Raw genomic sequence first — 21,414 nt, forward strand, 5'->3', positions numbered from 1 at the left:
GGGATTACAGCCCCAGCACATCCACCATGTCATATTGACCAGGCGCCTTGCCTTGCCCCCATAGCGCTGCCTTCAACGCACCGCGGGCAAAGATGGCGCGGTCGGTTGCCAGATGGCGCAGGACGATCCGCTCTCCGGGGGCGGCGAACAGGACGTCGTGTTCACCGACGATGTCCCCGCCGCGGATGGCGTGAAAACCAATATTGCCGCGTTGGCGCGCGCCGGTGATGCCGTCGCGGCCCCGGTCGGACACGTCGGCCAGATTGACACTGCGCCCTTCGGCGGCGGCCTCACCCAGCATCAACGCGGTCCCCGAGGGCGCATCGACCTTGTGGTGGTGGTGACCTTCAATCACTTCGATATCGAAATCTTCATCCAGCGCAGCGGCGACCTTTTTGGTCAATTGCACCAGCAGGTTGACGCCCAGGCTCATGTTCCCTGCCCGCACGATCACCGCATGGCGCGCCGCCGGTTCCAGTGCGGCGATCTGTTCGTCACTCATGCCGGTGGTGCCTATCACATGCACACACCGCGCCTGTGCGGCCAGAGCGGCAAATTCCAGCGTTGCCTCGGGCGCGGTAAAGTCGATCACCGCCTGGGCCTGCGCAAACGCCTCAAGCGGATCATCGGTCACGGTGACGTCCAGCGCCTGACCGCCCATCGCCGTACCCACGTCCTGACCGATCCAGTCATGGCCCGCACGTTCGACCACGCCGACCAAACGCGCCTGATCGCTCTCAGTCACGGTCCTGATCAGCATCTGCCCCATTCGGCCCGAAGCCCCTGTGATGACGATCCCCGGAATATGGGTCATTGCGCTGGTCCTTTTCATAAAGTCGGCTCAAAGCCTCCTACCCCGTTCGCGCCCGCTTGGCAAAGCCCCGCTTTGGGCTTAGATCGGGGATATGGCAAAGAACAAATTCCACGATGGCCCCGGCCCCTCCCAACGACAGCTGCGCGTCGGCGAACTGATACGTCGTACCCTGTCCGAGGTTCTGGCACGCGGAGATATCCACGACCCCGACCTGAACCGTATGTCGATAACTGTTGGCGAGGTGCGCACCTCGCCCGACTTGAAGATTGCCACCGCCTATGTGCTGCCCCTGGGCGGCAAAGGGCAGGAGGATGTGATCGAACTGCTGGCCCGCAACAAGGGTGAGCTGCGGCGCATGGTCGGCAAAAAGGTCGGCCTGAAATTCTCGCCCGATCTGCGGTTCCGTCTGGATGACACGTTCGACCGTCTGGATGACACCCGTCGCATGTTCGAGCAGGACGCGGTGCGCCGCGATCTGGACGAGTGATCCGCGCACTGGCCACGTTGGGCGCAGTCCTTTGGGCGGCACAGGCCTCTGCGGTCACCTGCGAAAAGCTGACTCACGAGGACAAGCGGTACACCATCTGCGAAGTGGATGCCGCATCCGAAGACCTTCGCCTGTTTCTGAAGGACGAAAACGGCGATCTGCTGGGGCATTTCTCCTCGGTGAACGAGGCGCTGGCCCCCGGCGGCAAACGGCTTGCCTTTGCGATGAACGCGGGCATGTATCACGACGACCGCTCGCCGGTCGGCCACTACGTCGAAGAGGGTCAAGAGCAAATGCGCGTGATCCCCAACGCCGGTCCCGGCAATTTCGGCCTGCTGCCTAACGGCGTGTTCTGCATCCGCGACGACCGCGCCGATGTATTCGAGACGCTGGACTATCTCGACCAGACGCCCGGATGCCGTTTTGCCACCCAATCCGGCCCAATGCTGGTGATTGACGGCGAGTTGCACCCGCGTTTCCTGCCCGATTCGACCTCGCGCTACGTGCGCAACGGGGTCGGCACCAGCACCGATGGTACGCGCGCGGTGTTTGCGATCTCGGAAGACTACGTCACCTTCCACGAATTCGGCAGCCTGTTTCGCGACGTGTTGAAAACACCGAACGCGCTATTTTTGGATGGCAATATCTCGCGGATGTATGAACGGGTTGGCAACCGGTCTGATGTCGGCTTCTCACTGGGGCCAATCGTGGGTGTGGTCGAAGACATCCCCACAAATTGACAGGGGCAGAGTGATCCGCTAGGTCGCGCGCCTCGGCAAGATTCAGGGTGTAGAATGGGACGTAAACGCAAGGGTCGCGACATTTCCGGCTGGCTGGTGGTGGACAAGCCTGCAGGTATGACCTCGACCGCGGTGGTCAACAAGGTGCGTTGGGCGATGGACGCCAAGAAGGCGGGCCATGCGGGTACGCTGGACCCCGAAGCAACCGGCGTTCTGGCGGTGGCCTTGGGTGAGGCAACCAAGACCGTGCCCTATATCACCGACGCGTTAAAGGCCTACACCTTCACCGTGCGTCTGGGCCAAGCCACCAATACTGACGATGCCGAGGGCGAGGTCATTGCCGAAAGCGAAACACGCCCTTCGGACGAGGATATCAAACAGGCCCTGACCCCGTTTCTGGGCGATATCATGCAGGTGCCGCCTAAGTTTTCGGCCGTGAAAATCGACGGCCAGCGCGCCTATAAATTGGCCCGCGATGGTGAGGATGTTGAACTGAACGCCCGGCCTTTGTGGGTTGAGGAGCTGATTCTGGTCGACCGCCCCGACGAAGATCACGTCGTTTTGGAGATGACCTGTGGCAAGGGCGGTTACGTCCGCTCGATCGCGCGTGATCTGGGTGAGGCATTGGGCTGTCACGGCCACGTCCGGGAACTGCGCCGCATCTGGTCCGGTCCGTTCGAGGCTGAGGATGGTTTGAGCATTGCGCAAATCGACGAGATGGCTAAGACCACTGCGCTGGACGACTATCTGCACCCGCTGGAGACCGGCCTGTCGGACCTGCCCGAGTTGAAATGCACCCCCGAAGGCGCCACACGTCTGCGCAACGGCAATCCGGGCATGGTTCTGGCCTCGGACGTAGAATACGGCGACGAGGCCTGGGCTTCACTTGATGGCAAGGCGGTGGCCGTGGGGGTCTATAAATCCGGAGAGTTGCATCCCAGCCGGGTGTTTGTGGACCCGACCTGACGGTTTTTGATTGTTGTCCGCTTTACTTACGACCCATTGAAACCTGCACTGCAGAGCCGCCCCAAAGCCCCATTCTGGACGCCGATTGAGATTTTGCGTCTGCATACGATTGGACCAAAAGCCCTAAATCTGATATATTCGACCTTATTTTCTTGGTTTGAGAGGGGCGAATATGTTGATCGCAACCCGAAGTTTTGTTTCAAAAGCACTTGGCATGTCGCTGGCTCTGGCGACTTTTTCGGCCACAGCTGCAAACGCAATTACGGTAACCTATGGGATCGAAATTGACGGTGCGATTGGGTCGTTTGAGGCACCCGACACCGGGGGGGCTGTTGACCAGTTTCAATATCACTATTGACGGCGTCACATTCGATACTCTTGAAGTTGGCACTGGTGCGCCCGTCTACGATGCGGCAAACAATGATATCCGTGGCAATCCCGGCACGGAGGGTTTCATCTTGAACTCCGCGGCAGGGCCAGGTTGTTTGGCGCTAGAATGTGTTCTGGGCCTTGAGGATTCTACTGATCCAGGTGTTGTCCCGCCTTTATTTGCGATCTTTCCGCTGGTTGGTGGATTTCCCGGCGGTGTGACCAACTCTGGTGCATACGCCATTACAGTGCCACCACCGGTGAGCCCGGTCCCGCTGCCAGCTCCGCTAGCCCTGTTGGCAGCGGCAATAGCGGCCCTGGTTACTCAATCTCTTTGGGGGCGGTTCCTGCCCAACAAGCGCCGGAACGGGCGATTGTACGAGGTCGGGTAGGACACAAAACATCGAAAGCCGAGCAGGCGCAACGCTTGTGGTGCCTGCGCGCGAAGCGTGTTACGCGGTTTGCATGATCACCCGAACCCACACCAAGGGCGATGCGCCCTCGACCGCCATTTACTCCGATTGCGAGAAATACCGTTACAGCCTGACCCGCGTCTGGGACACAGGTGGACGCAAGGCGTTGTTTGTGATGCTGAACCCGTCCACCGCGACCGAGGTGCAAAACGACCCTACAGTGGAACGTTGCGAACGCCGTGCGCGGACGCTGGGGTTCGGAGCGTTTCAGGTCACCAACATCTTTGCCTGGCGCGACACCGACCCACGCAAGATGCGCGCTGCAACCGATCCGGTGGGCCCCGAAAATGACAGGGCGATTCTGGACGGCGTGAATTGGGCCGATCAAGTGATTGCCGCGTGGGGCACCCACGGCGCACACTTGGATCGTGGTCCGGCAGTAGAAACCCTGCTACGCGAGACCGGCCAGCCGCTGTTTCATCTGGGGCTGACCAAGGACGGACACCCGAAGCATCCGCTCTATATCGCTTACACCCAGCAACCCGAAGCGTGGTGACAAAAGGTTAACCACAAGATCAGTCTGGCTTTGACCAAGTCACTGATCGCATGAGATATTTACCCTCGGACCAGTGCGTTCACGGAGGGTTCCCATGTTTTTGGTCGGATTGCTTGGACTGGCCGCCGTCGGTGGCGCTGCCTACGCCATGAGCGACGCTTTCATACCCGAAGATGAGCCCGAAGAGGACGACATCGCCGAAGATCAGGTCGACGAAATGATCGAGGGCAATTATCTTGAGATCGATGACGACGTCGAAAATCCCTCGCCCCCCGATGACGCCCGCGAGATAGACGAAACCGTCAAGACCGAAGACCCCGCCCCGTCTACCGAGACCATTATCTCGGAATTCCAGGGCGATCTGGTCATTGCAGGGACCGAAGATACCGATGCCCTGACCGGGCAGGACGGCGTCGATCAGATCAACGGTTTCGGCGCGGATGACGTGATCCATGGCGGTGCTGGTAATGACGTAATTTACGGGGGTGCTGGTGCGGACACCGTCTCGGGTGGGGACGATGACGACATTCTCCACGGTGAGGGCGGCGATGACTTGCTGAACGGGGATGAGGGGGACGACGAGCTCTATGGCCATTTCGGCGCCGACCGGATGGAGGGCGGTGATGGCGACGACACGCTGCATGGCGGGCAGAACGACGACATCCTGGACGGTGGCAAAGGCGATGACGCGCTGCATGGTGGCTATGGTGACGACACACTGCGCGGTGATGCAGGTGAGGATGTTCTGTTTGGCGGGGACGGCGATGACATTCTGACCGGCGAGGATGGTGAGGGCGAACAGGCCTCCGACTTCCTGAACGGCGGTGCCGGAGAGGATACGATTCTGGCCGACAGCGGGGATATCATCACCGGCGGCGATGACGCGGATGCGATCGTCCTTGACCCCGAACCCGAGGATGAAGCCGTGACGGTGATGGATTTCCAACCCGGTCAGGACAAGCTGTTTGTGTCATGGGATGGCCTGGACGACCCCGACATCCAATTCGAGCAGGACGCTGAGAACGAAAACCTGACGCACGTGCTGATCAACGGGCAGGATGTGGCGCAACTGCTGGGGGCCGAGGGGTTGACGGCAGATGACATCCAACTGATCACCGATGCCGAGCTGGCGCAGCTGACCGCGCTGGTCTGACCCGTCAGAATCCCTTTGCCATTTGCCGAAAATGCGCTTATACGCGCGCATCCGCATCGGAATCGGTGCGGTTTTCTCCATGGGCCTGCGCTGGACGACATCCCGGCCTGCGCCATTAACTCTAACCTTCAAAGGAGACCCCGATGTCGATTACTACCGCTGAAAAAGCACGCGTCATGAAAGAATTTGGCACCAAAGAGGGCGACACCGGTTCGCCTGAAGTCCAGGTTGCCATCCTGACTTCGCGCATCACCACCCTGACCGAGCACTTCAAGACCCACAAAAAAGACAACCACGGTCGTCGCGGTCTGCTGAAAATGGTCGCCCAGCGCCGTAAGCTGCTGGACTACCTGAAAGGCAAAGAAGAAGCGCGCTACCAGGACCTGATCAAAAAACTGGGCATCCGCCGCTAAGCACCCTGTGCATGGGCGTCAAACCCGGTTTATCTGAATTCAACGCCCGCCGTTTTGGCGGGCGTTTTTTTTGTTCCTCCGCAAACCGGCAACCACCAGCCAAATCCGCAGTGAATGCCGAAATGCGGTCCCGCTATTGATGCGCAAAGCTATTCGGCCGCCAAGTGTTTCTGACGGCAATAGCAGGACGCGCGCACAGGCACTTCTGCACGCGCGGCGGCTTTGTCGAGTTGCAGCTTGATGTGTGCGGCTTCTACGCTTTCACCCCGGCGGGTCAGACACTCGTGCAATCCGTGCAGGCTCCAGACATTTCCCGGGTGTTGGCAGGCACGGCTCAGCGTTGCGTCAAGTCCGAGATCGGCGCGATAGACAGCCTCAGCCTCTTCGACCTGCCCCTGTTCGAGCAACAGGGCACCCAAGGCGTGGCGGGTCGGCTGCATCCAGCCCCAAGGCTCATCGTAAGGAAGGTTGTCGTCAATTTCGACCGACTTCCTCAGATGTTCGAACGCAACCTCGTGCTGATTCTTCTGATACGCCAGTTCGCCCAGCATCATTTGTTCAGCCACTTTCAGGATATCGCAGCATGTGTTGTTGAACAGCACGCGGCTTTCAGGAACTTTTTCATAGGCTTGATAGAACAGGTCACACTCGGCTTCGGCCTCGGCAATCCGCTGCAGATTGGCCAGCGCTACTGTGCGGGCATAGCGCATCATTGCCAGTGTGACGCTGTACAAGTCCTCATCTGCGGGCAATGTCTGATCAAGGATATCCTGCCAACGCCCAAACCGGATCAGAACATGCTGCTTCATCGGAATAAAGCCTTCGAACCAATCCGCCATTGGCCGTAGGGTTTCCGTGGGCAAGGTCGCGTTCAGTTCTTCGGCAGCCTCCAGCGCGGCAGTCGGCTGCCCCAGGAACATCGCGCCATAGATTTTAAAATGATAGTTGTGACAACGATAGACCGAGTAGAAATTGTCCGGTCCCTCACGGTCCAGAAATTTCCGATCCGCGACAATAGCCGTGTGGTTGCGCAGAACCACATTCATGTAATCGCCGCACAGAACGTCGATATGGGTTGGCATATGCAACAGATGCCCGGCTTCGGGGACCAGTGTGCTAAGCGCATCACCATGACGCAGCGCCCTTTCGGGGTGCGGCGACATTTCCATAAGGTGAATATACATGTGCAACAGTCCCGCGTGCTGCCATGCCCCGGGCAGGCTGTCAAAAGCTGTATCGAGGACCGAGATGGCCTCGAGCGTGTCCGCGCCTTCCGCCGGCTCGCCGGTTGGCAAATCCCAAAGCTGCCATGGCGTGCGGTTCATCAGAGACTCGGCAAACAGGGCACAAACATCAAGATCGTCGCTGAAAGCCGCATGCACCTTGCGCATAGCGTCGGCAAAAGCATCATTCCACGGGCTGAAATCCTCGATATCCGAAGAGGCGGGATAGCGCGATGGTAACGCGTCGATCAGCGCACGCTCGACCGCCGACAGCTGATCCAGCCGTTGGGTAGCCGCGTCGATTGACGCCTTTGCCAGCGCAACGCAGTCCGGCTTTTCCTCATCTTCGAAGGTTTCCCATGGCTTGTTGTAGTTGGGGCCGATGCAATATGCGATGCCCCAATGGGCCATGGCGCAATTCGGATCGGCTGCTAAAGTTTTCCGAAAACACTCGATCGCTTCTTCGTGGTTATAGGCATAGGTCCACGCCAAGCCGCGATCGAACCATAGCTGTGCGTCTTTGGAAGATGTTGAGATCGGTCGCGAATAAGTTCCCAGATCAAAATAGCTCATTACGTTAGCCCCCCTTGCTTCCAGAAAATCATGTCGCAGATTTGGAACCGCTATTGGCCATATGCAAAACGCCCGCCAAGGCGACGGGCGTTTCGCGTTTCACGGCGTCCTTACATCTTTGCCCGCTCTGATTTCAGCGCCAGCCACAGGCAATAACACATCACCAGAACAACCAGCGTAAACGGAATGCCGGTTGAGACCGCAGCGCCTTGCAGGGCCGACAGGCCGCCGCCGAGCAGCAGCGCGATAGCGACCAGACCTTCAAGCGTGCACCAGAACACGCGCTGGATCACCGGCGCGTCCATCTTGCCGCCTGCGGTGATCGTATCGATCACCAGCGAGCCCGAATCCGACGAGGTGACGAAGAACACCACGATCAGCACCAGCGCGATAGGTGCGACAATGCCGTAGAGCGGCAGCTCTTTCAGGAAGCCGAACAGCGCGCCTTCGGGGGCATAGCTGTCGATCACCGTGGCGCGAACGCCTTCCGCTCCGCCTGCGTTCAGCATGTCGATGGCGGCACCGCCGAAGGTCGACATCCACAGGGCACAGACCGCCGTGGGGGCCAGCAGGGCGCAGATCACGAATTCACGCACGGTGCGACCCTTGGAGATACGGGCGATGAACATGCCCACGAAGGGTGACCATGCAATCCACCAGGCCCAGTAGAAGGTTGTCCAGCCGTGGAAATAGCTGGTGTCTTCTCGCCCGAACGGGTTCGACAATGCGGGCAGGTGTATCACGTAATCCGTCATCACGCTGAAGTATCGCGAGATTGCCGTGCCGATGCCGGTCACCGCGATGACAAAAACAAACAGACCAACTGCCATGATCATGTTGATCTCGCTCAACCGTTTGACGCCCGCATCCATGCCCATCAGGACCGAGCCCAGCGCAATCATCGTGATGCCGATGATCAGCAGGACGGTCACGGTCGGGCTGGGTTCGATGCCGAACACCTCATTGAGCCCGGCGGCGACCTGCTGTGCGCCGAGACCCAGCGATGTGGTCAGACCAAAGAGCGTGGCAAACACCGCCAGTGTGTCGATCATGTGGCCCCACCAGCCCCAGACACGCTCGCCCAGAATTGGGTAGAACGCCGAGCGCAGGGTCAGTGGCAAGTCTAGGTTATAGGCAAAGATCGCAAGGCTCAGGCCAACGGCCGCATAAACTGCCCAGCCTTCGAGGCCCCAGTGGTGGATGGTTCCGACGACGCCCGCATATTCATTGCCCGGCACCGCGATATCGATGCCCAGAGGCACTGCGTTGCCGTCCTCTGCGAAATTGTAATAGACCGGCTCCATCACGCCGAAGAACAGCAGCCCGATGCCGATACCGGCGGCGAACATCATCGCGATCCAACCGGCATAGGAATAGTCGGGCTTGGCGTCCTTGCCGCCGATCCGAACCTTGCCGACCGGCAAGAGGATCAGCGCCAGACAGAACAGGGTTATGGCGTCGACCGACAGGACCAGAAACCAGTCAAACGTGCTGGTCAGCCAGGGCCGGAGCCAGCCGAAAAACGATGCCGCAGCTTCCTGATTGGCCAATGCGATCAGAACGAAGGCAAAGATCAGGATACTGGATATCAGGAAGACCGGATTGTGGATATCCAGACCGAACGGGCGGACGTTGTCCTGCCCCAGTTCGTACTCTGTTTCGAAATCATAGATCCGTGGATCCGGATCCAGCATTTTTTTGCTTTGAGCCATTCGATGCCCCTCTGTTTGCCAGATGCAAACGCCAAGGTATTCGGGCGGCCGACGGGTATGAGTGTTCTATCCCCTGGCGCGTTTCCGTCCTTTCGACCGCGGGTTCAGTGGTAACAGCCTACACTGCAACCACTTTTTTACAAAACGCATTCATTTGTCGGAATATTAGCGATAGATGCAACCATTTTCTGCGAGGTGCGGACCGCAACTTTTTGGAACGCCTGGCTGACAGGCAAACCGATCCTGCACACCAAATCCCGGGTTCACACCCTTGGGTGCTGGTACCCGGAACCTCATTCAACGCGCGCCCCTTTTTCGCTTGCAAGCAACTCACCTTTGGGTAGTTCTCTGCACTATTGCCTTTCGTTGATAGTGGTGTTTGAACGACGGAATTGACCCGCCAGAGATTTCGTCGCGCACGCCAGAAAAACCTGATTTACAGTCCGCCCCCATAATGCTCATCCTCAATTCTCTTCTGCTGTCGTTCCGCGTAACACTGTGCATGATCGTCCCCGTACTTGTGATCAGCCTTGCATCAATGGTTGTTTGGACCGTTCTGGGAGTTTTCACACTCGGGATGGCCGGGCATATCAGCGAGCCGGTCACAACGGCTTTTTTCACTCTGTTCGGGATACGTACAGCCCTGGAACTGAAAGGGGACAAACGACACACGGATTACCGAGCCATGGCCCTGTACTCGATGATGTATGGGTTGTTCTGTGCTGCGGTACTGACCATACTGGCTCTTGTCGTCAATTTATCCGCGATGGCTTTTGCCATGTGGCAAGTGGGAGAGCCTCTGTCCTAGGCCGCAATTCAGGATGCCGCGAAATCCACGCAAATTGCATTTGCATTCATCGCCTTAGGCAGCAGTCTGATCGTTATGTCCATCGTACTGGCCGCGTTCTACGCAGCCATGGCCGTGCCCGTTGCCAGCGCTGCGCATTCCGCTGGTCGCCGAGCTCCAAGTCACGCGTTTTTCAACGGGTTCGGACGCAGCTTTGTTCCACTGTTCTGCGTGTTTTTTGCATCGATCTTCTTGCAGCTCTATTTCGGTTTTTTCACAGCCTTGTACGCCCTGTTGCCGATCCTTGTTTCGGTTGTCTCGATCCTTACGACACAGAGTTTGCCAGATTTCGACCTTGAGATCATTCTAAGAGGCATCGCCGCAAGCGGGGCGTTGCTGTGGCTGTATTCCTGGCTCTGGTCAATCTCGGCACTGGCGTTTCTAAAGTCCGAGAAACTCCACGCAGAACACCCGGCACAGACGCCCGAGGCGGAACCCGCGCAAGACATCCGTGCGTTGCGTAAATCGCGTGAGGGATCTCTTTAGGCCGCGATCGCGCCATTCCGAGGCTTATCGGCGTTATATGCCATGCGGTTTCCCTTTCCTTTGACCGCAATCTCATGTATGCGCGCTGCATCTGAGACGTTGTGCCCTGACCCTGGCACTCAGACGAAAGTAAAATGGGGTCGGCGGCAATGGGGCCGCCAAGCAAACGGGAGACCCGCAGGGGCGGGAGTGCTCCCATCTAGGATACGCATATGTTTGATGTAACGAAGAAATCTATGCAGTGGGGCGAAGAGACGCTCACACTGGAAACCGGCAAGGTTGCCCGTCAGGCGGACGGCAGCGTGATTGCCACGCTGGGCGAAACCAGCGTCATGGCAAACGTGACCTTTGCGCGGGCTCAAAAACCGGGTCAGGACTTTTTCCCGCTGACCGTCCACTATCAGGAAAAATACTATGCCGCCGGTAAGGTTCCGGGTGGCTTCTTCAAGCGCGAGGCGCGCCCGACCGAAAAAGAGACGCTGACCGCGCGTCTGATCGACCGTCCGATCCGCCCGCTGTTTGTTGACGGCTTCAAGAACGAAGTACTGGTGATGTGCACCGTGCTGAGCCACGATCTGGTCAACGACCCCGACATCGTCGCAATGATCGCAGCGTCGGCTGCGCTGACCATCTCCGGCGCGCCGTTCATGGGCCCGATCGCCGGTGCCCGCGTTGGTTTTGAGGATGGCGAATACATCCTGAACCCGACCGTCGACGACATGCAGGACCTGCGCCTGAACCCTGAACAGCGTCTGGATCTGGTTGTAGCCGGCACCAAAGACGCCGTGATGATGGTGGAATCGGAAGCGTACGAGCTGTCCGAGGCGGAAATGCTAGGCGCTGTGAACTTTGCGCATGAGCAGATTCAGCCGGTCATCGACCTGATCATCTCGCTGGCCGAAGAAGCCGCGAAAGAGCCGTTCGACTTCCAGGCGCCGGATTACTCGGAACTGTATGCCGCCGTTAAGGCTGCCGGTGAAGAGCAGATGCGCGCCGCATTCGCGATCACTGACAAGCAGGAGCGCACCGCTGCTGTTGCCGCTGCCCGCGAAGCGATCAAAGAAGCGTTGACCGAAGAGCAGCTGGAAGACGGCAACCTCGGTTCCGCGATGAAAAAGCTGGAAGCCGGCATTCTGCGCGGCGACGTCGTCAAAGGCGGCAAGCGGATCGATGGTCGCTCGACCACCGATATCCGTTCGATCGTGGCCGAGACCTCGATGCTGCCCCGGACCCACGGTTCCGCCCTGTTCACCCGTGGTGAAACACAGGCGCTGGCCGTAACCACGCTGGGCACCGGTGACGATGAACAGTTCATCGACGCCCTGCATGGCAACTTCAAATCTAACTTCCTGCTGCACTACAACTTCCCTCCGTATTCGGTTGGTGAAGTTGGCCGCGTAGGTGGCCCCGGCCGTCGTGAGATCGGCCACGGCAAGCTGGCATGGCGCGCGCTTCAGGCGGTTCTGCCTGCGGCGACCGACTTCCCCTACACGATCCGCATCGTGTCGGAGATCACTGAATCCAACGGATCCAGCTCGATGGCGTCTGTCTGCGGCGGTTCGCTGTCGATGATGGATGCGGGCGTTCCGCTGAAAGCACCGGTTGCCGGTGTGGCCATGGGCCTGATCCTGGAAGATGACGGCGATTACGCCATCCTGTCGGACATTCTGGGTGACGAAGACCACCTGGGCGACATGGACTTCAAGGTGGCGGGTACCGAAAACGGCATTACCTCGCTGCAGATGGACATCAAGGTCGCGGGCATCACGCCTGAGATCATGGAGAAAGCCCTGGCGCAAGCCAAGGACGGCCGGATGCACATCCTGGGTGAGATGGGCAAAGCCCTGTCCGAGACCAACGAATTCTCGGTCCACGCGCCGCGCATCGAAACAATGAACATCCCAACCGACAAGATCCGTGAAGTGATCGGTTCGGGCGGTAAGGTCATCCGCGAGATCGTCGAGGTTTCGGGTGCCAAGGTCGACATCAACGACGACGGCGTCATCAAGATCGCCTCGCCCGATGGGGAATCGATCCAGAAAGCTTACGACATGATCCACTCGATCGTGGCTGAGCCGGAAGAAGGTCAGGTCTACACCGGTAAAGTGGTCAAGATCGTCGACTTCGGCGCTTTCGTGAACTTCTTTGGCAAGCGCGACGGTCTGGTCCACGTGTCCCAGATCGAAAACCGCCGCCTGAACCATCCGTCGGATGTTCTGAAGGAAGGTCAGGAAGTAAAGGTCAAGCTGCTGGGCTTTGACGATCGCGGCAAGGTCCGCCTGTCGATGAAAGTTGTCGATCAGGAAACCGGCGAAGAGATCGTTCCCGAGAAGAAAGAAAAGAAAGAGGAAAGCGCAGAGTAATCTGCACCCTTTTTCAAGTGACGAAGGCCCCGGCGGAACCGACGGGGCCTTTTTTGTGGCACGGTGCCCTGGTTGGGAGGGTTTCGCTGAAGCCTGGTTTCCCTCATAAACCTTTGTTCAATTCCCGACCTTTCAACCAAAAGCCAATCGCAACACTATCGCATCACCCCCAGCTCATTCGCATCGCCACAACGCAAAAAAGGAGATGCGATATGGAAACGTTGAAACTGCTGACTCTGACTGGATTGATCGCAACCGCGCCCGTTCTTGCTCTCGCTAATGTCGGGCTGGGTGACAAGCTAGGTACCACCGAGGCTGACATCCGTACGACCCTTGAAGCACAAGGGTACCAGATCGAAGAAATCGAGTTCGAAGACGGCGAGATCGAGGTTGAACTTCTCAAAGATGGCGTGGAGACTGAACTGGTCCTGTCCAAGACCGACGGCGTGGTGACCGCCATCGAGCTTGAAACGGACGACGACTGATCGGATGATTTCGCAGGGGCCGCATGAAGCATTCTCAAACGTCATTGCTTTGGCTCCTTTTGGTGGTGCAGGCTGTCTGCGCCGCCTTTTTCATGACCGACGCGATACTGGACTGGACCGGAGGTGAAAGCGCGGGCTTTCGTCACCTGCACAGTTTTGAGCTGATTCTGGCACTGGCCCTGATCGGAGGCCTTGCCGCGACCGTCACACTGATCCGATCCCAGAACAGGCGTGTGCGCCAGTTGCAGCGGCAGTTGAGCGTGGCGCAAGGCGCGTTTGCACAGCTCATCGATACCCAATTCGGTGACTGGAACCTCAGCGAAGCCGAACGCGACGTTGCCTTGTTGTCGATCAAAGGTTTGTCCATTGCCGAAATCGCCCGATTGCGACAGACCAAAGAGGGCACAATCAAAGCCCAAAGCGCTGCAGTGTACCGTAAGGCAGGCGTTGCCGGACGGCTGCAGTTGCTCAGCTTTTTCATTGATGAATTGCTGTCCGAACCACTGATCAAACAGAGATCCGAGGAGCCGAATTCAGCGCCCTGATCTCGTCGGCCACGGCTCCGTGCCACTGGCTGGCTTATTCACTCACAGGAGCAAAAAAACCTGTGAAACGAAGTGAAGGTCTCGCGTCTTTCCTTCCTGCCGGCATCGCCCACATGTGCGCCATACCAAACTCGGAACAAAGGACATGGTTATGGTTACGCGTCTCATTTTGGCCTCGGCGGCCCTGACGATCAGCGCATCGGGATTGGCCGCGCAAAGCTTGTCGGAAGGCCTGTATATTCATGGCTTCGCCGGTTACAGCCAACTGCAGGACAGCGACTTCAGCGGCACGGTCAACGGGTCGTCGCAGTCGGTGGATACGGATTTTGAGTCCGGCTACGGGGTGGGCATCGCGGTCGGGACTGAAATCCCGCAATGGTCCAACGACCGGTTCGGCACGCGGGTTGAACTGGAACTGTCCTACCGCGACAGCGACGTGGACGGCGTGAACTTCTCGGGCAACGGTCCAAGTGCCGAGGGCAACGTCTCGGGCGACGTTACGCAGACCTCGCTGTTCGCCAACGTTTTGGTCGATTTCAAACAGGCCGGAGCCTTCACACCCTATGTCGGCCTTGGCCTGGGTGCCACCTATTCCGATGTGGATTTCGTTTATGGTCCGGGCGTGGCACTGGATGACAGCGATACAAACTTCGCGGCGCAGATCATCGCCGGTGTTGCCTACGAGATCAACTCGAACGTCGCGCTAACACTGGACACCCGTTATTCCCGCGCCTTTGACGTTTCGTCCGAACGTCTGGCCGCCAACGGTGCTTCCACCGGAACGGTCGAAGACGATATCGACGCGTTCAGTGTCAATGTCGGCCTGCGCTACGGTTTCTGAGTGCACGGGGGAGGCGTTCCTCTCCGGTTTCTCTTTCCCCCCCTGTTCCCGTGTTCTATGCACGGGAACATGCGTTCCTTTGTCATCCATATGTCTTCCAGCACGGTCCGGCGGCCCAATGCCGACCAATTGTGCGCCGACCTGCCCAATGCCGAACTGTTCGAGGCCGTGAACGGTCGCGACCCGGATCAGATCGCCGGGGTCCAACTGTATCCGGGAAACCTGCACCGGCCGCGCTACCCCTTTGCCCTGCGTCCAGCCGAGATTGGTGTTTTCGAAAGCCACCGCCGCATCTGGCGCAAGCTGGTTGAGGAAAAGATCGATCTGGCCATCATCACGGAAGACGACCTGCGCATCGACCCGGACCGCATGGCCGAGGCGCTTGACATGCTGACCCCGATCGCCACCCCAGATCACTATATCCGTATCCCAGTGAAACAACGCGAGGTGCCCGCCCAAATCTTGGCCGAGCAGAACGGGTTGCGCCTGATTCTACCCAGGGTGATCGGTCTGCAATGCGTGTGTCAGGTGGTGGGACGGCGCGCCGCCGAACGCCTGTTGGCCGCCACCAATCAGATCGACCGACCGGTGGATACATTCCTGCAGATGCACTGGCTGACCGGCCAGCCCATCCACGCCCTGCAAGGCAGCGGTAATCAGGAGGTTGCGGGCGAAATCGGCGGCTCGACCATCCAGACCAAACCGCCGCTGTCAGACAAGCTGACCCGCGAAGTCAAACGCGCGACTTATCGGGCGCAGCTCCACCTGCACCCGCAGCGCCCACCTGCTTCACCTGGCTGAAAACACCTACGGGGAAGTCGCGAGGTGGTGCGATTGGGGGGCAGACACCCCCCTGTCCCGGCCTCGCTTTACGACGGTGCCTTGGTCTTGCGCAGATAGGGGAAGATGGTCTCGAACTCGCCGAACTTTTCTGTTGCTTCGTCATTCGATACCGAAGGCGGAATGATCACATCCTCACCCGGCATCCAGTTGGCCGGAGTCGCCACGCCTTTGGCCGACATCTGCAGCCCGTCCAGAGCGCGCAGGATTTCGGCAAAATTCCGGCCCACGGTCATCGGATAGGTCATCGACAGCTTTAACTGTTTGTCCGGACCAATGATAAAGACCGACCGCACTGTGGCGCTGTCCGCAGGAGTGCGGCCATCGGGCAGGTAAGCCTCGGCGGGCAGCATGTCGAAGGCCTTGGATACGGCCAGCCCGTCATCGGCAATGATCGGGAAGCCCGGGTTGGCCTTGCCGTATTCTTCGATGTCTTTCTTCCACTTCTTGTGGTCCTCGACATTGTCCACCGATACACCAATCACCTTGGTCCCCCGCGCCGCCCATTCGTCGTTCAGCTGCGCCACAGCCGAAAACTCGGTGGTGCAGACAGGGGTGAAATCCTTGGGGTGCGAAAACAGGATGGCCCAGCTGTCACCGATCCAGTCATGGAACTGAATGGTGCCCTGATCCGTTTCTGCGGTGAAATTCGGAACCGTATCGTTGATGCGCAAACCCATTGTGAATCTCCTTTTCTGTGAAAAACCGAGTCGGTTGTCGTAAACCTAAACACTTTGCGTAATTGTTAAACCGTCTGTGAGCGTGAAAAAATTTGATCAAATTATCACTTGCCGCGCCTCGGCGCTGGTGCCAGAGTGGCCACAACGTACCGATTTCGGGCCACTGGATCAGGAGGATGCACCATGATCGAAAAACGCGATTTTTACATCAACGGCCAGTGGGTCGCCCCATCGGCTGCCAATGATTTTCACGTGATCAACCCCTCGACCGAGGAGCCCTGCGCAGTGATTTCTCTGGGCGCCAAGGCGGATACGGATGCCGCCGTCGCCGCCGCCAAGGCGGCCCTGCCCGGCTGGATGGGCACACCGGTCGCCGACCGGATCGCATTGGTCGAAAAACTGGCCGAGATTTATCTGACCCGGTCCGAGGATCTGGCGCAGGCCATGTCGCTTGAGATGGGCGCGCCGCTGGACCTGTCGCGCAGCGCGCAATCGGGCGCCGGGATATATCACCTGAAGAACTTCATCAGCGCCGCCAAGGCGTTTCAGTTCGAACGCCCACTGGGCGACCACGCCCCCAATGACCGTATCATCTATGAGGCCGTCGGTGTTGCCGCCCTGATCACGCCGTGGAACTGGCCGATGAACCAGATCACGCTCAAGGTTGGAGCAGCAGCGATCGCGGGATGTACAATGGTGCTGAAGCCCTCGGAGCAAAGCCCGCTGAACGCGATGATCTTTGCCGAGATGATGGACGCCGCCGGCTTCCCGGCCGGAGTGTTCAACCTGGTCAACGGCGATGGTGTCGGCGTGGGGTCGCAACTGTCGACGCATCCGGATGTGGATATGGTCAGCTTTACGGGTTCGACCCGCGCTGGCACGGCAATTTCCAAAAACGCGGCCGAGACGCTGAAGAAAGTGCATCTGGAACTGGGTGGCAAGGGCGCGAACGTGGTCTTTGCGGATGCGGATGAAAAGGCCGTCAAACGCGGCGTACTGCACATGATGCAGAACACCGGTCAAAGCTGTAACGCCCCCAGCAGGATGCTGGTGCAGCGGCCGATCTATGATCAGGCGGTTGAGACAGCTGCCGAGGTGGCAAATATGGTCAAGGTCGGACCGGCACTGGAAGAAGGCCGCCATATCGGACCAGTGGTCAATGAGGTCCAATGGACCAAGATTCAGGAACTGATCCAGAAAGGCATCGACGAAGGGGCCCGTTTGGTTGCGGGCGGCACCGGTCGGCCCGAGGGTCTGAACAAGGGCTACTATGTGCGACCCACGGTTTTTGCCGATGCAAACAACCAGATGACCATCGCCCGCGAAGAGATCTTTGGTCCGGTTCTGACCATGATGCCCTTCGACACCGAGGAAGAAGCGGTCGAGATTGCCAATGATACGCCCTATGGCCTGACCAACTATGTCCAGACGCAGGACGGCGCACGTGCCAACCGCATGGCCCGCGTGTTGCGATCCGGCATGGTGGAAATGAACGGCCAATCACGCGGCGCAGGGTCTCCGTTCGGGGGAATGAAACAATCCGGGCACGGGCGTGAAGGCGGTGTTTTTGGTCTCGAGGATTTCCTTGAGGTTAAAGCCGTCGGTGGCTGGGCAGCGGAATAGGCCAATCCCAGATCTCTGAAGAACCGGGAGAGGCCTTGTGCCTCGCCCTTTTTTATTCCGGACGCACCACAAGTTGCGGTTCGCCGTCCGATGTTTGCCGAGCAGATCGTCCATCCCACCCTATTTCACCCGTCACTCGCTGCCGAAAGGATGAAAAACTGTCGAACCGGACAACATCAACCGGTTCGTCAAATTGCAGCGTCAGACGGCGGTGGGAGCCATCGCCTAACATAGTCATCCCACGGATTTCGGCAGTAAAAGGCTGACCCAGGTAGCGCCCGGAAACACGATCACCCACGCGCAGGTGCATCCGGTTCCCAGCCTGCGCATGAAGGGTATTCCAGTCGCGGACACCATATTGGTGTGCGATCAGTTCCAGAGCTTTGCTGTGGGATATCTGGACGCCTTCACCCAGCAGTTTTCGGCGCAAGCGTTTTGCCTGCGCTTTAAGCTCCTCAAGCGGAGCAATAGAAGTAGTTTCATTCATCATCTGCCTCGTTTCCTTGAACGGGCGCGAGAAAATGGACGGGGTTCGCATTGCCATCCGCGCGCCGTGAAAGGGCAACAGATGATTTTCGACAGGGTTTCACCAAAGCCTAAGGCCGCGAACGGCAGGGGACCCAAACCTGCCGCGATCTTTGGCACCGGCCAGGCCATCTGTCAATCAGGCATCCGCCTGCGCAGCCTCATAGGCCAACATTGCGCGCTTTACCGGCAGACCCCAGTGATAACCGCCCAGGCCGCCGGACTTTCGCAAAGCGCGGTGGCACGGGATCAGCCAGCTGACCGGGTTGCGCCCGACCGCTGTGCCCACAGCGCGCACCGCTTGCGGCGAGCCCACCCGTTCCGCGATCTCGGAATAGGTTGTGACCTGACCGGATGGGATGTGCATCAGCGCTTCCCAAACTTTGATCTGCAAGGGCGAACCGATCAGGAACAAAGGCGTCGGCTCCAGCCGGTCACTGGCTGCACCAAAGGCGCTGAGGACCCATGGGCGCAGGCGCATCGGATCCTCAACGAACTCCGCCTGCGGCCAGCGGAACAGCATGTCTTCCATCGCCTCTTCCTCGCCGGTCTCGGCTCCGAAAGCCATGCCGCAGATGCCTTTGTCTGTACCCATGACCAACGCCGGGCCGAACGGGCTTTCGAACCAGCCCCAGTAGATTGTTAGGCCTGCTCCCTTGCGGGCGTATTCACCGGGACTCATGGATTCCCATTTCAGGAACAGATCGTGCAGACGGCCACTGCCCGAAAGGCCAACATTATGCGCGGTCTCGAGCGTGGTGAAACGTTCGCGCAGCAGTGCCTTGGCGTGGCCCAGTGTTAAGTATTGTTGGTAGCGTTTCGGCGACACACCGGTCCAACGCGAAAACAGGCGCTGGAAATGGGCCGGGCTCATGTCCATCTGGCGGGCCAGTTCCTCAAGGCTGAGGCTCTCGCCGCCCTGATCAATCAACTCGATCGCGCGCCGCATGACGTTGTAGTGATAGCCGCTTTCAGGGGTCTGGACGTTCATGTCTCTCACCTCATTGTCTGGAATAAAGCATAGCGCGCGGGACACGCCCCCGCGACCCGGAACATGCGCATTGGCTTTGGGCTTGTGTCACGGCCCCTCGGGCGGCATTAAGGCCCGGATGGCAAAACAACTCGGATATCACAAGATCCGCGAGATCTTTACCCGCTTTCACCAGGCCGACCCCGAACCCAAGGGCGAGCTGGACCACGTGAACGTCTATACTCTGGTCGTGGCCGTAGCGCTGTCGGCGCAGGCGACCGATGCGGGGGTAAACAAGGCAACCAAAGAGTTGTTCAAGATCGCCGACACGCCACAAAAGATGTTGGATCTGGGCGAAGAGGGTCTGATCGAGCATATCAAAACCATCGGACTGTTCCGCCAGAAGGCAAAGAACGTCATCAAACTCAGCCGGATACTGGTAGAAGATTACGATGGCGAAGTGCCCAATTCCCGCGCTGCACTGCAATCGCTGCCGGGTGTCGGGCGCAAGACGGCCAATGTGGTGCTGAACATGTGGTGGCGATACCCGGCGCAGGCGGTGGACACGCATATATTCCGCGTCGGCAACCGTACCGGCATCTGCCCCGGCAAGCATGTGGACGCGGTCGAACGCGCCATTGAGGATAACATCCCAACCGATTTCCAGCTCCATGCACATCACTGGCTGATTTTGCATGGCCGCTATCACTGCAAAGCCCGCAAACCCATGTGCGGGACTTGTATCATCCGCGATCTCTGCGAATTTGAGGACAAGAATCTATGAAAACCTACCAGCTTGTTGGCATCGGCAATGCCGTTGTGGACGTGATTTCTCAGGCCGATGACAGTTTCCTGGAACTTATGGGCATCGAAAAAGGCATCATGCAACTGATCGAGCAGGAACGCGGCGAAGTTCTGTATGCCTCGATGGAAGGCCGGGTGCAGACGCCGGGTGGGTCCGTGGCCAACACCATCGCCGGGGCCGGTGCGCTGGGTCTGGATGCGGCGTTCATCGGCCGGGTACATGACGACGCCCTGGGCCGGTTCTATGCGGATGCGATGAACGAGGATGGCGTGGACTTCGTGAACCCTCCGGTACCGGGCGGGGAACTGCCGACGTCGCGTTCGATGATCTTTGTTTCACCCGATGGCGAGCGATCGATGAACACCTACCTGGGGATTTCGTCCGAGCTATCCTCGGCAGACGTTTCCAGTGACGTGGCAGGCAAAAGCCAGATCATGTTCCTTGAGGGTTACCTGTTCGACAAGGAAAAGGGCAAAGCTGCCTTTCTTGAGGCCGCGCGCGATTGCCACAAGGGCGGCGGCAAGACCGGCATCGCCATTTCGGACCCGTTCTGTGTTGAACGCCACCGGGTCGATTTCCTGCTGCTGATCGAGAATGAACTAGATTTCGTGATCGGTAACGAGGCCGAGATCAAATCGTTGTTCGAAACCGACGACCTGGAGGAGGCGCTGGCGAAAACAGCCGAGATTTGCCCTCTGGTCGTCTGCACCCGCTCGGGAGACGGTGTGACCGTTCTGCATAACGGTCAGCGCATTGACGTTCCGGTGGAAAAAGTGGTGCCGGTGGACGCAACCGGCGCGGGCGATCAGTTTGCCGCCGGGTTCCTGTTCGGCATGGCCACGGGCCGCGATTACGAGACCTGCGCGAAAATCGGCAATGTCTGCGCCCGCGAGGTGATCAGCCATATCGGCCCGCGCCCCGAGGCTAACATGCAGGAACTGCTGCGCGCCGAAGGGTTGCTGTAAGTTCGCAGAAGCCACGGTGG

General features: G+C 58.8%; 25 protein-coding genes. 19 read left to right on the top strand and 6 right to left on the bottom strand.

The window, feature by feature from the left end:
• Positions 1 to 4: 4 nt before the first annotated feature.
• Positions 5 to 814, bottom strand: a complete 810-nt coding sequence (gene dapB / locus AC2FEE_RS15695; RefSeq protein ID WP_496866264.1) for a 4-hydroxy-tetrahydrodipicolinate reductase — start codon at positions 812 to 814, stop codon at positions 5 to 7.
• 91 nt (positions 815 to 905) lie between these two features.
• On the opposite strand from dapB, the gene rbfA reads away from it, so the two are divergent.
• The 9 genes from rbfA (at position 906) to rpsO (ending at position 5,911) form a co-directional block, all read left to right on the top strand.
• Entirely contained in the window at positions 906 to 1,301 is a 396-nt protein-coding gene (gene rbfA / locus AC2FEE_RS15700; RefSeq protein WP_496866265.1) for a 30S ribosome-binding factor RbfA, read from the top strand.
• Positions 1,298 to 2,041 (top strand): phosphodiester glycosidase family protein, encoded by a 744-nt coding sequence (locus AC2FEE_RS15705; protein ID WP_496866266.1) that lies wholly within the window; start codon positions 1,298 to 1,300, stop codon positions 2,039 to 2,041. The genes rbfA and AC2FEE_RS15705 overlap by 4 nt, the downstream gene beginning before the upstream one ends.
• A 54-nt stretch (positions 2,042 to 2,095) precedes the next feature.
• Positions 2,096 to 3,007: a tRNA pseudouridine(55) synthase TruB gene (gene truB, locus AC2FEE_RS15710; protein WP_496866267.1), complete on the top strand. Its 912-nt coding sequence runs from the start codon at positions 2,096 to 2,098 to the stop codon at positions 3,005 to 3,007.
• 172 nt (positions 3,008 to 3,179) lie between these two features.
• Positions 3,180 to 3,365, top strand: a complete 186-nt coding sequence (locus tag AC2FEE_RS15715; protein ID WP_496866268.1) for a hypothetical protein — start codon at positions 3,180 to 3,182, stop codon at positions 3,363 to 3,365.
• The gene (locus AC2FEE_RS15720) at positions 3,340 to 3,768 is read left to right on the top strand and encodes a hypothetical protein (protein WP_496866269.1); all 429 of its coding nucleotides are present in this window, start codon (positions 3,340 to 3,342) and stop codon (positions 3,766 to 3,768) included. Before AC2FEE_RS15715 ends, AC2FEE_RS15720 begins: the two co-directional genes overlap by 26 nt.
• Positions 3,769 to 3,841: 73 nt before the next feature.
• On the top strand, positions 3,842 to 4,345 hold the full coding sequence (locus AC2FEE_RS15725) for a DUF1643 domain-containing protein (protein WP_496866270.1): 504 nt from the start codon (positions 3,842 to 3,844) through the stop codon (positions 4,343 to 4,345).
• 94 nt (positions 4,346 to 4,439) lie between these two features.
• On the top strand, positions 4,440 to 5,498 hold the full coding sequence (locus AC2FEE_RS15730; protein WP_496866271.1) for a calcium-binding protein: 1,059 nt from the start codon (positions 4,440 to 4,442) through the stop codon (positions 5,496 to 5,498).
• Between the two features lie 31 nt (positions 5,499 to 5,529).
• Positions 5,530 to 5,661 carry a hypothetical protein gene (locus AC2FEE_RS15735; protein ID WP_496866272.1) on the top strand — a complete coding sequence of 44 codons (132 nt, stop codon included), beginning with the start codon at positions 5,530 to 5,532 and terminating at the stop codon, positions 5,659 to 5,661.
• The gene (rpsO, locus tag AC2FEE_RS15740; protein WP_496866273.1) at positions 5,642 to 5,911 is read left to right on the top strand and encodes a 30S ribosomal protein S15; all 270 of its coding nucleotides are present in this window, start codon (positions 5,642 to 5,644) and stop codon (positions 5,909 to 5,911) included. Before AC2FEE_RS15735 ends, rpsO begins: the two co-directional genes overlap by 20 nt.
• Before the next feature lie 149 nt (positions 5,912 to 6,060).
• Here rpsO and AC2FEE_RS15745 read toward each other — a convergent pair whose 3' ends face one another.
• Positions 6,061 to 7,707: a hypothetical protein gene (locus AC2FEE_RS15745; RefSeq protein ID WP_496866274.1), complete on the bottom strand. Its 1,647-nt coding sequence runs from the start codon at positions 7,705 to 7,707 to the stop codon at positions 6,061 to 6,063.
• Between the two features lie 110 nt (positions 7,708 to 7,817).
• Entirely contained in the window at positions 7,818 to 9,419 is a 1,602-nt protein-coding gene (locus tag AC2FEE_RS15750) for a BCCT family transporter (RefSeq protein WP_496866275.1), read from the bottom strand.
• Positions 9,420 to 9,873: 454 nt separating this feature from the next.
• Here AC2FEE_RS15750 and AC2FEE_RS15755 point away from each other — a divergent pair, with 454 nt between their 5' ends.
• The 7 genes from AC2FEE_RS15755 to AC2FEE_RS15785 all read left to right on the top strand — a co-directional run bounded on the left by AC2FEE_RS15755 (position 9,874) and on the right by AC2FEE_RS15785 (position 15,787).
• Complete coding sequence (locus AC2FEE_RS15755) at positions 9,874 to 10,227, top strand: hypothetical protein (protein WP_496866276.1); 354 nt, start codon at positions 9,874 to 9,876, stop codon at positions 10,225 to 10,227.
• 75 nt (positions 10,228 to 10,302) lie between these two features.
• Positions 10,303 to 10,752 carry a hypothetical protein gene (locus AC2FEE_RS15760; RefSeq protein WP_496866277.1) on the top strand — a complete coding sequence of 150 codons (450 nt, stop codon included), beginning with the start codon at positions 10,303 to 10,305 and terminating at the stop codon, positions 10,750 to 10,752.
• A gap of 212 nt (positions 10,753 to 10,964) precedes the next feature.
• A complete protein-coding gene (gene pnp / locus AC2FEE_RS15765) occupies positions 10,965 to 13,115 on the top strand; it encodes a polyribonucleotide nucleotidyltransferase (protein ID WP_496866278.1) in 2,151 nt (716 codons plus the stop codon).
• A gap of 212 nt (positions 13,116 to 13,327) precedes the next feature.
• Positions 13,328 to 13,600, top strand: a complete 273-nt coding sequence (locus tag AC2FEE_RS15770; RefSeq protein ID WP_496866279.1) for a PepSY domain-containing protein — start codon at positions 13,328 to 13,330, stop codon at positions 13,598 to 13,600.
• Positions 13,601 to 13,623: 23 nt separating this feature from the next.
• A complete protein-coding gene (locus tag AC2FEE_RS15775; protein ID WP_496866280.1) occupies positions 13,624 to 14,145 on the top strand; it encodes a helix-turn-helix transcriptional regulator in 522 nt (173 codons plus the stop codon).
• A gap of 151 nt (positions 14,146 to 14,296) precedes the next feature.
• The gene (locus AC2FEE_RS15780) at positions 14,297 to 14,986 is read left to right on the top strand and encodes an outer membrane protein (RefSeq protein WP_496866281.1); all 690 of its coding nucleotides are present in this window, start codon (positions 14,297 to 14,299) and stop codon (positions 14,984 to 14,986) included.
• 69 nt (positions 14,987 to 15,055) lie between these two features.
• A complete protein-coding gene (locus AC2FEE_RS15785) occupies positions 15,056 to 15,787 on the top strand; it encodes a glycosyltransferase family 25 protein (protein WP_496866282.1) in 732 nt (243 codons plus the stop codon).
• Between the two features lie 68 nt (positions 15,788 to 15,855).
• On the opposite strand, the gene AC2FEE_RS15790 is transcribed toward AC2FEE_RS15785, so the two are convergent.
• Positions 15,856 to 16,506: a peroxiredoxin gene (locus AC2FEE_RS15790; RefSeq protein WP_496866283.1), complete on the bottom strand. Its 651-nt coding sequence runs from the start codon at positions 16,504 to 16,506 to the stop codon at positions 15,856 to 15,858.
• A 183-nt stretch (positions 16,507 to 16,689) separates the two neighbouring features.
• Between AC2FEE_RS15790 and AC2FEE_RS15795 the strand changes: the two genes are divergently transcribed.
• Positions 16,690 to 18,129, top strand: a complete 1,440-nt coding sequence (locus tag AC2FEE_RS15795) for an aldehyde dehydrogenase family protein (protein ID WP_496866284.1) — start codon at positions 16,690 to 16,692, stop codon at positions 18,127 to 18,129.
• A 52-nt stretch (positions 18,130 to 18,181) separates the two neighbouring features.
• Here AC2FEE_RS15795 and AC2FEE_RS15800 read toward each other — a convergent pair whose 3' ends face one another.
• Entirely contained in the window at positions 18,182 to 18,619 is a 438-nt protein-coding gene (locus AC2FEE_RS15800; protein ID WP_496866285.1) for a glyoxalase superfamily protein, read from the bottom strand.
• Between the two features lie 174 nt (positions 18,620 to 18,793).
• Complete coding sequence (locus AC2FEE_RS15805) at positions 18,794 to 19,645, bottom strand: methylated-DNA--[protein]-cysteine S-methyltransferase (protein ID WP_496866286.1); 852 nt, start codon at positions 19,643 to 19,645, stop codon at positions 18,794 to 18,796.
• A 118-nt stretch (positions 19,646 to 19,763) separates the two neighbouring features.
• Between AC2FEE_RS15805 and nth the strand changes: the two genes are divergently transcribed.
• Together nth and AC2FEE_RS15815 are read left to right on the top strand one after the other, a co-directional pair.
• The gene (gene nth, locus AC2FEE_RS15810; RefSeq protein WP_496866287.1) at positions 19,764 to 20,408 is read left to right on the top strand and encodes an endonuclease III; all 645 of its coding nucleotides are present in this window, start codon (positions 19,764 to 19,766) and stop codon (positions 20,406 to 20,408) included.
• The gene (locus AC2FEE_RS15815; RefSeq protein ID WP_496866288.1) at positions 20,405 to 21,394 is read left to right on the top strand and encodes an adenosine kinase; all 990 of its coding nucleotides are present in this window, start codon (positions 20,405 to 20,407) and stop codon (positions 21,392 to 21,394) included. Before nth ends, AC2FEE_RS15815 begins: the two co-directional genes overlap by 4 nt.
• Positions 21,395 to 21,414 lie beyond the last annotated feature (20 nt).

It is taken from the genome of Ruegeria sp. YTSC199 (assembly GCF_059609725.1).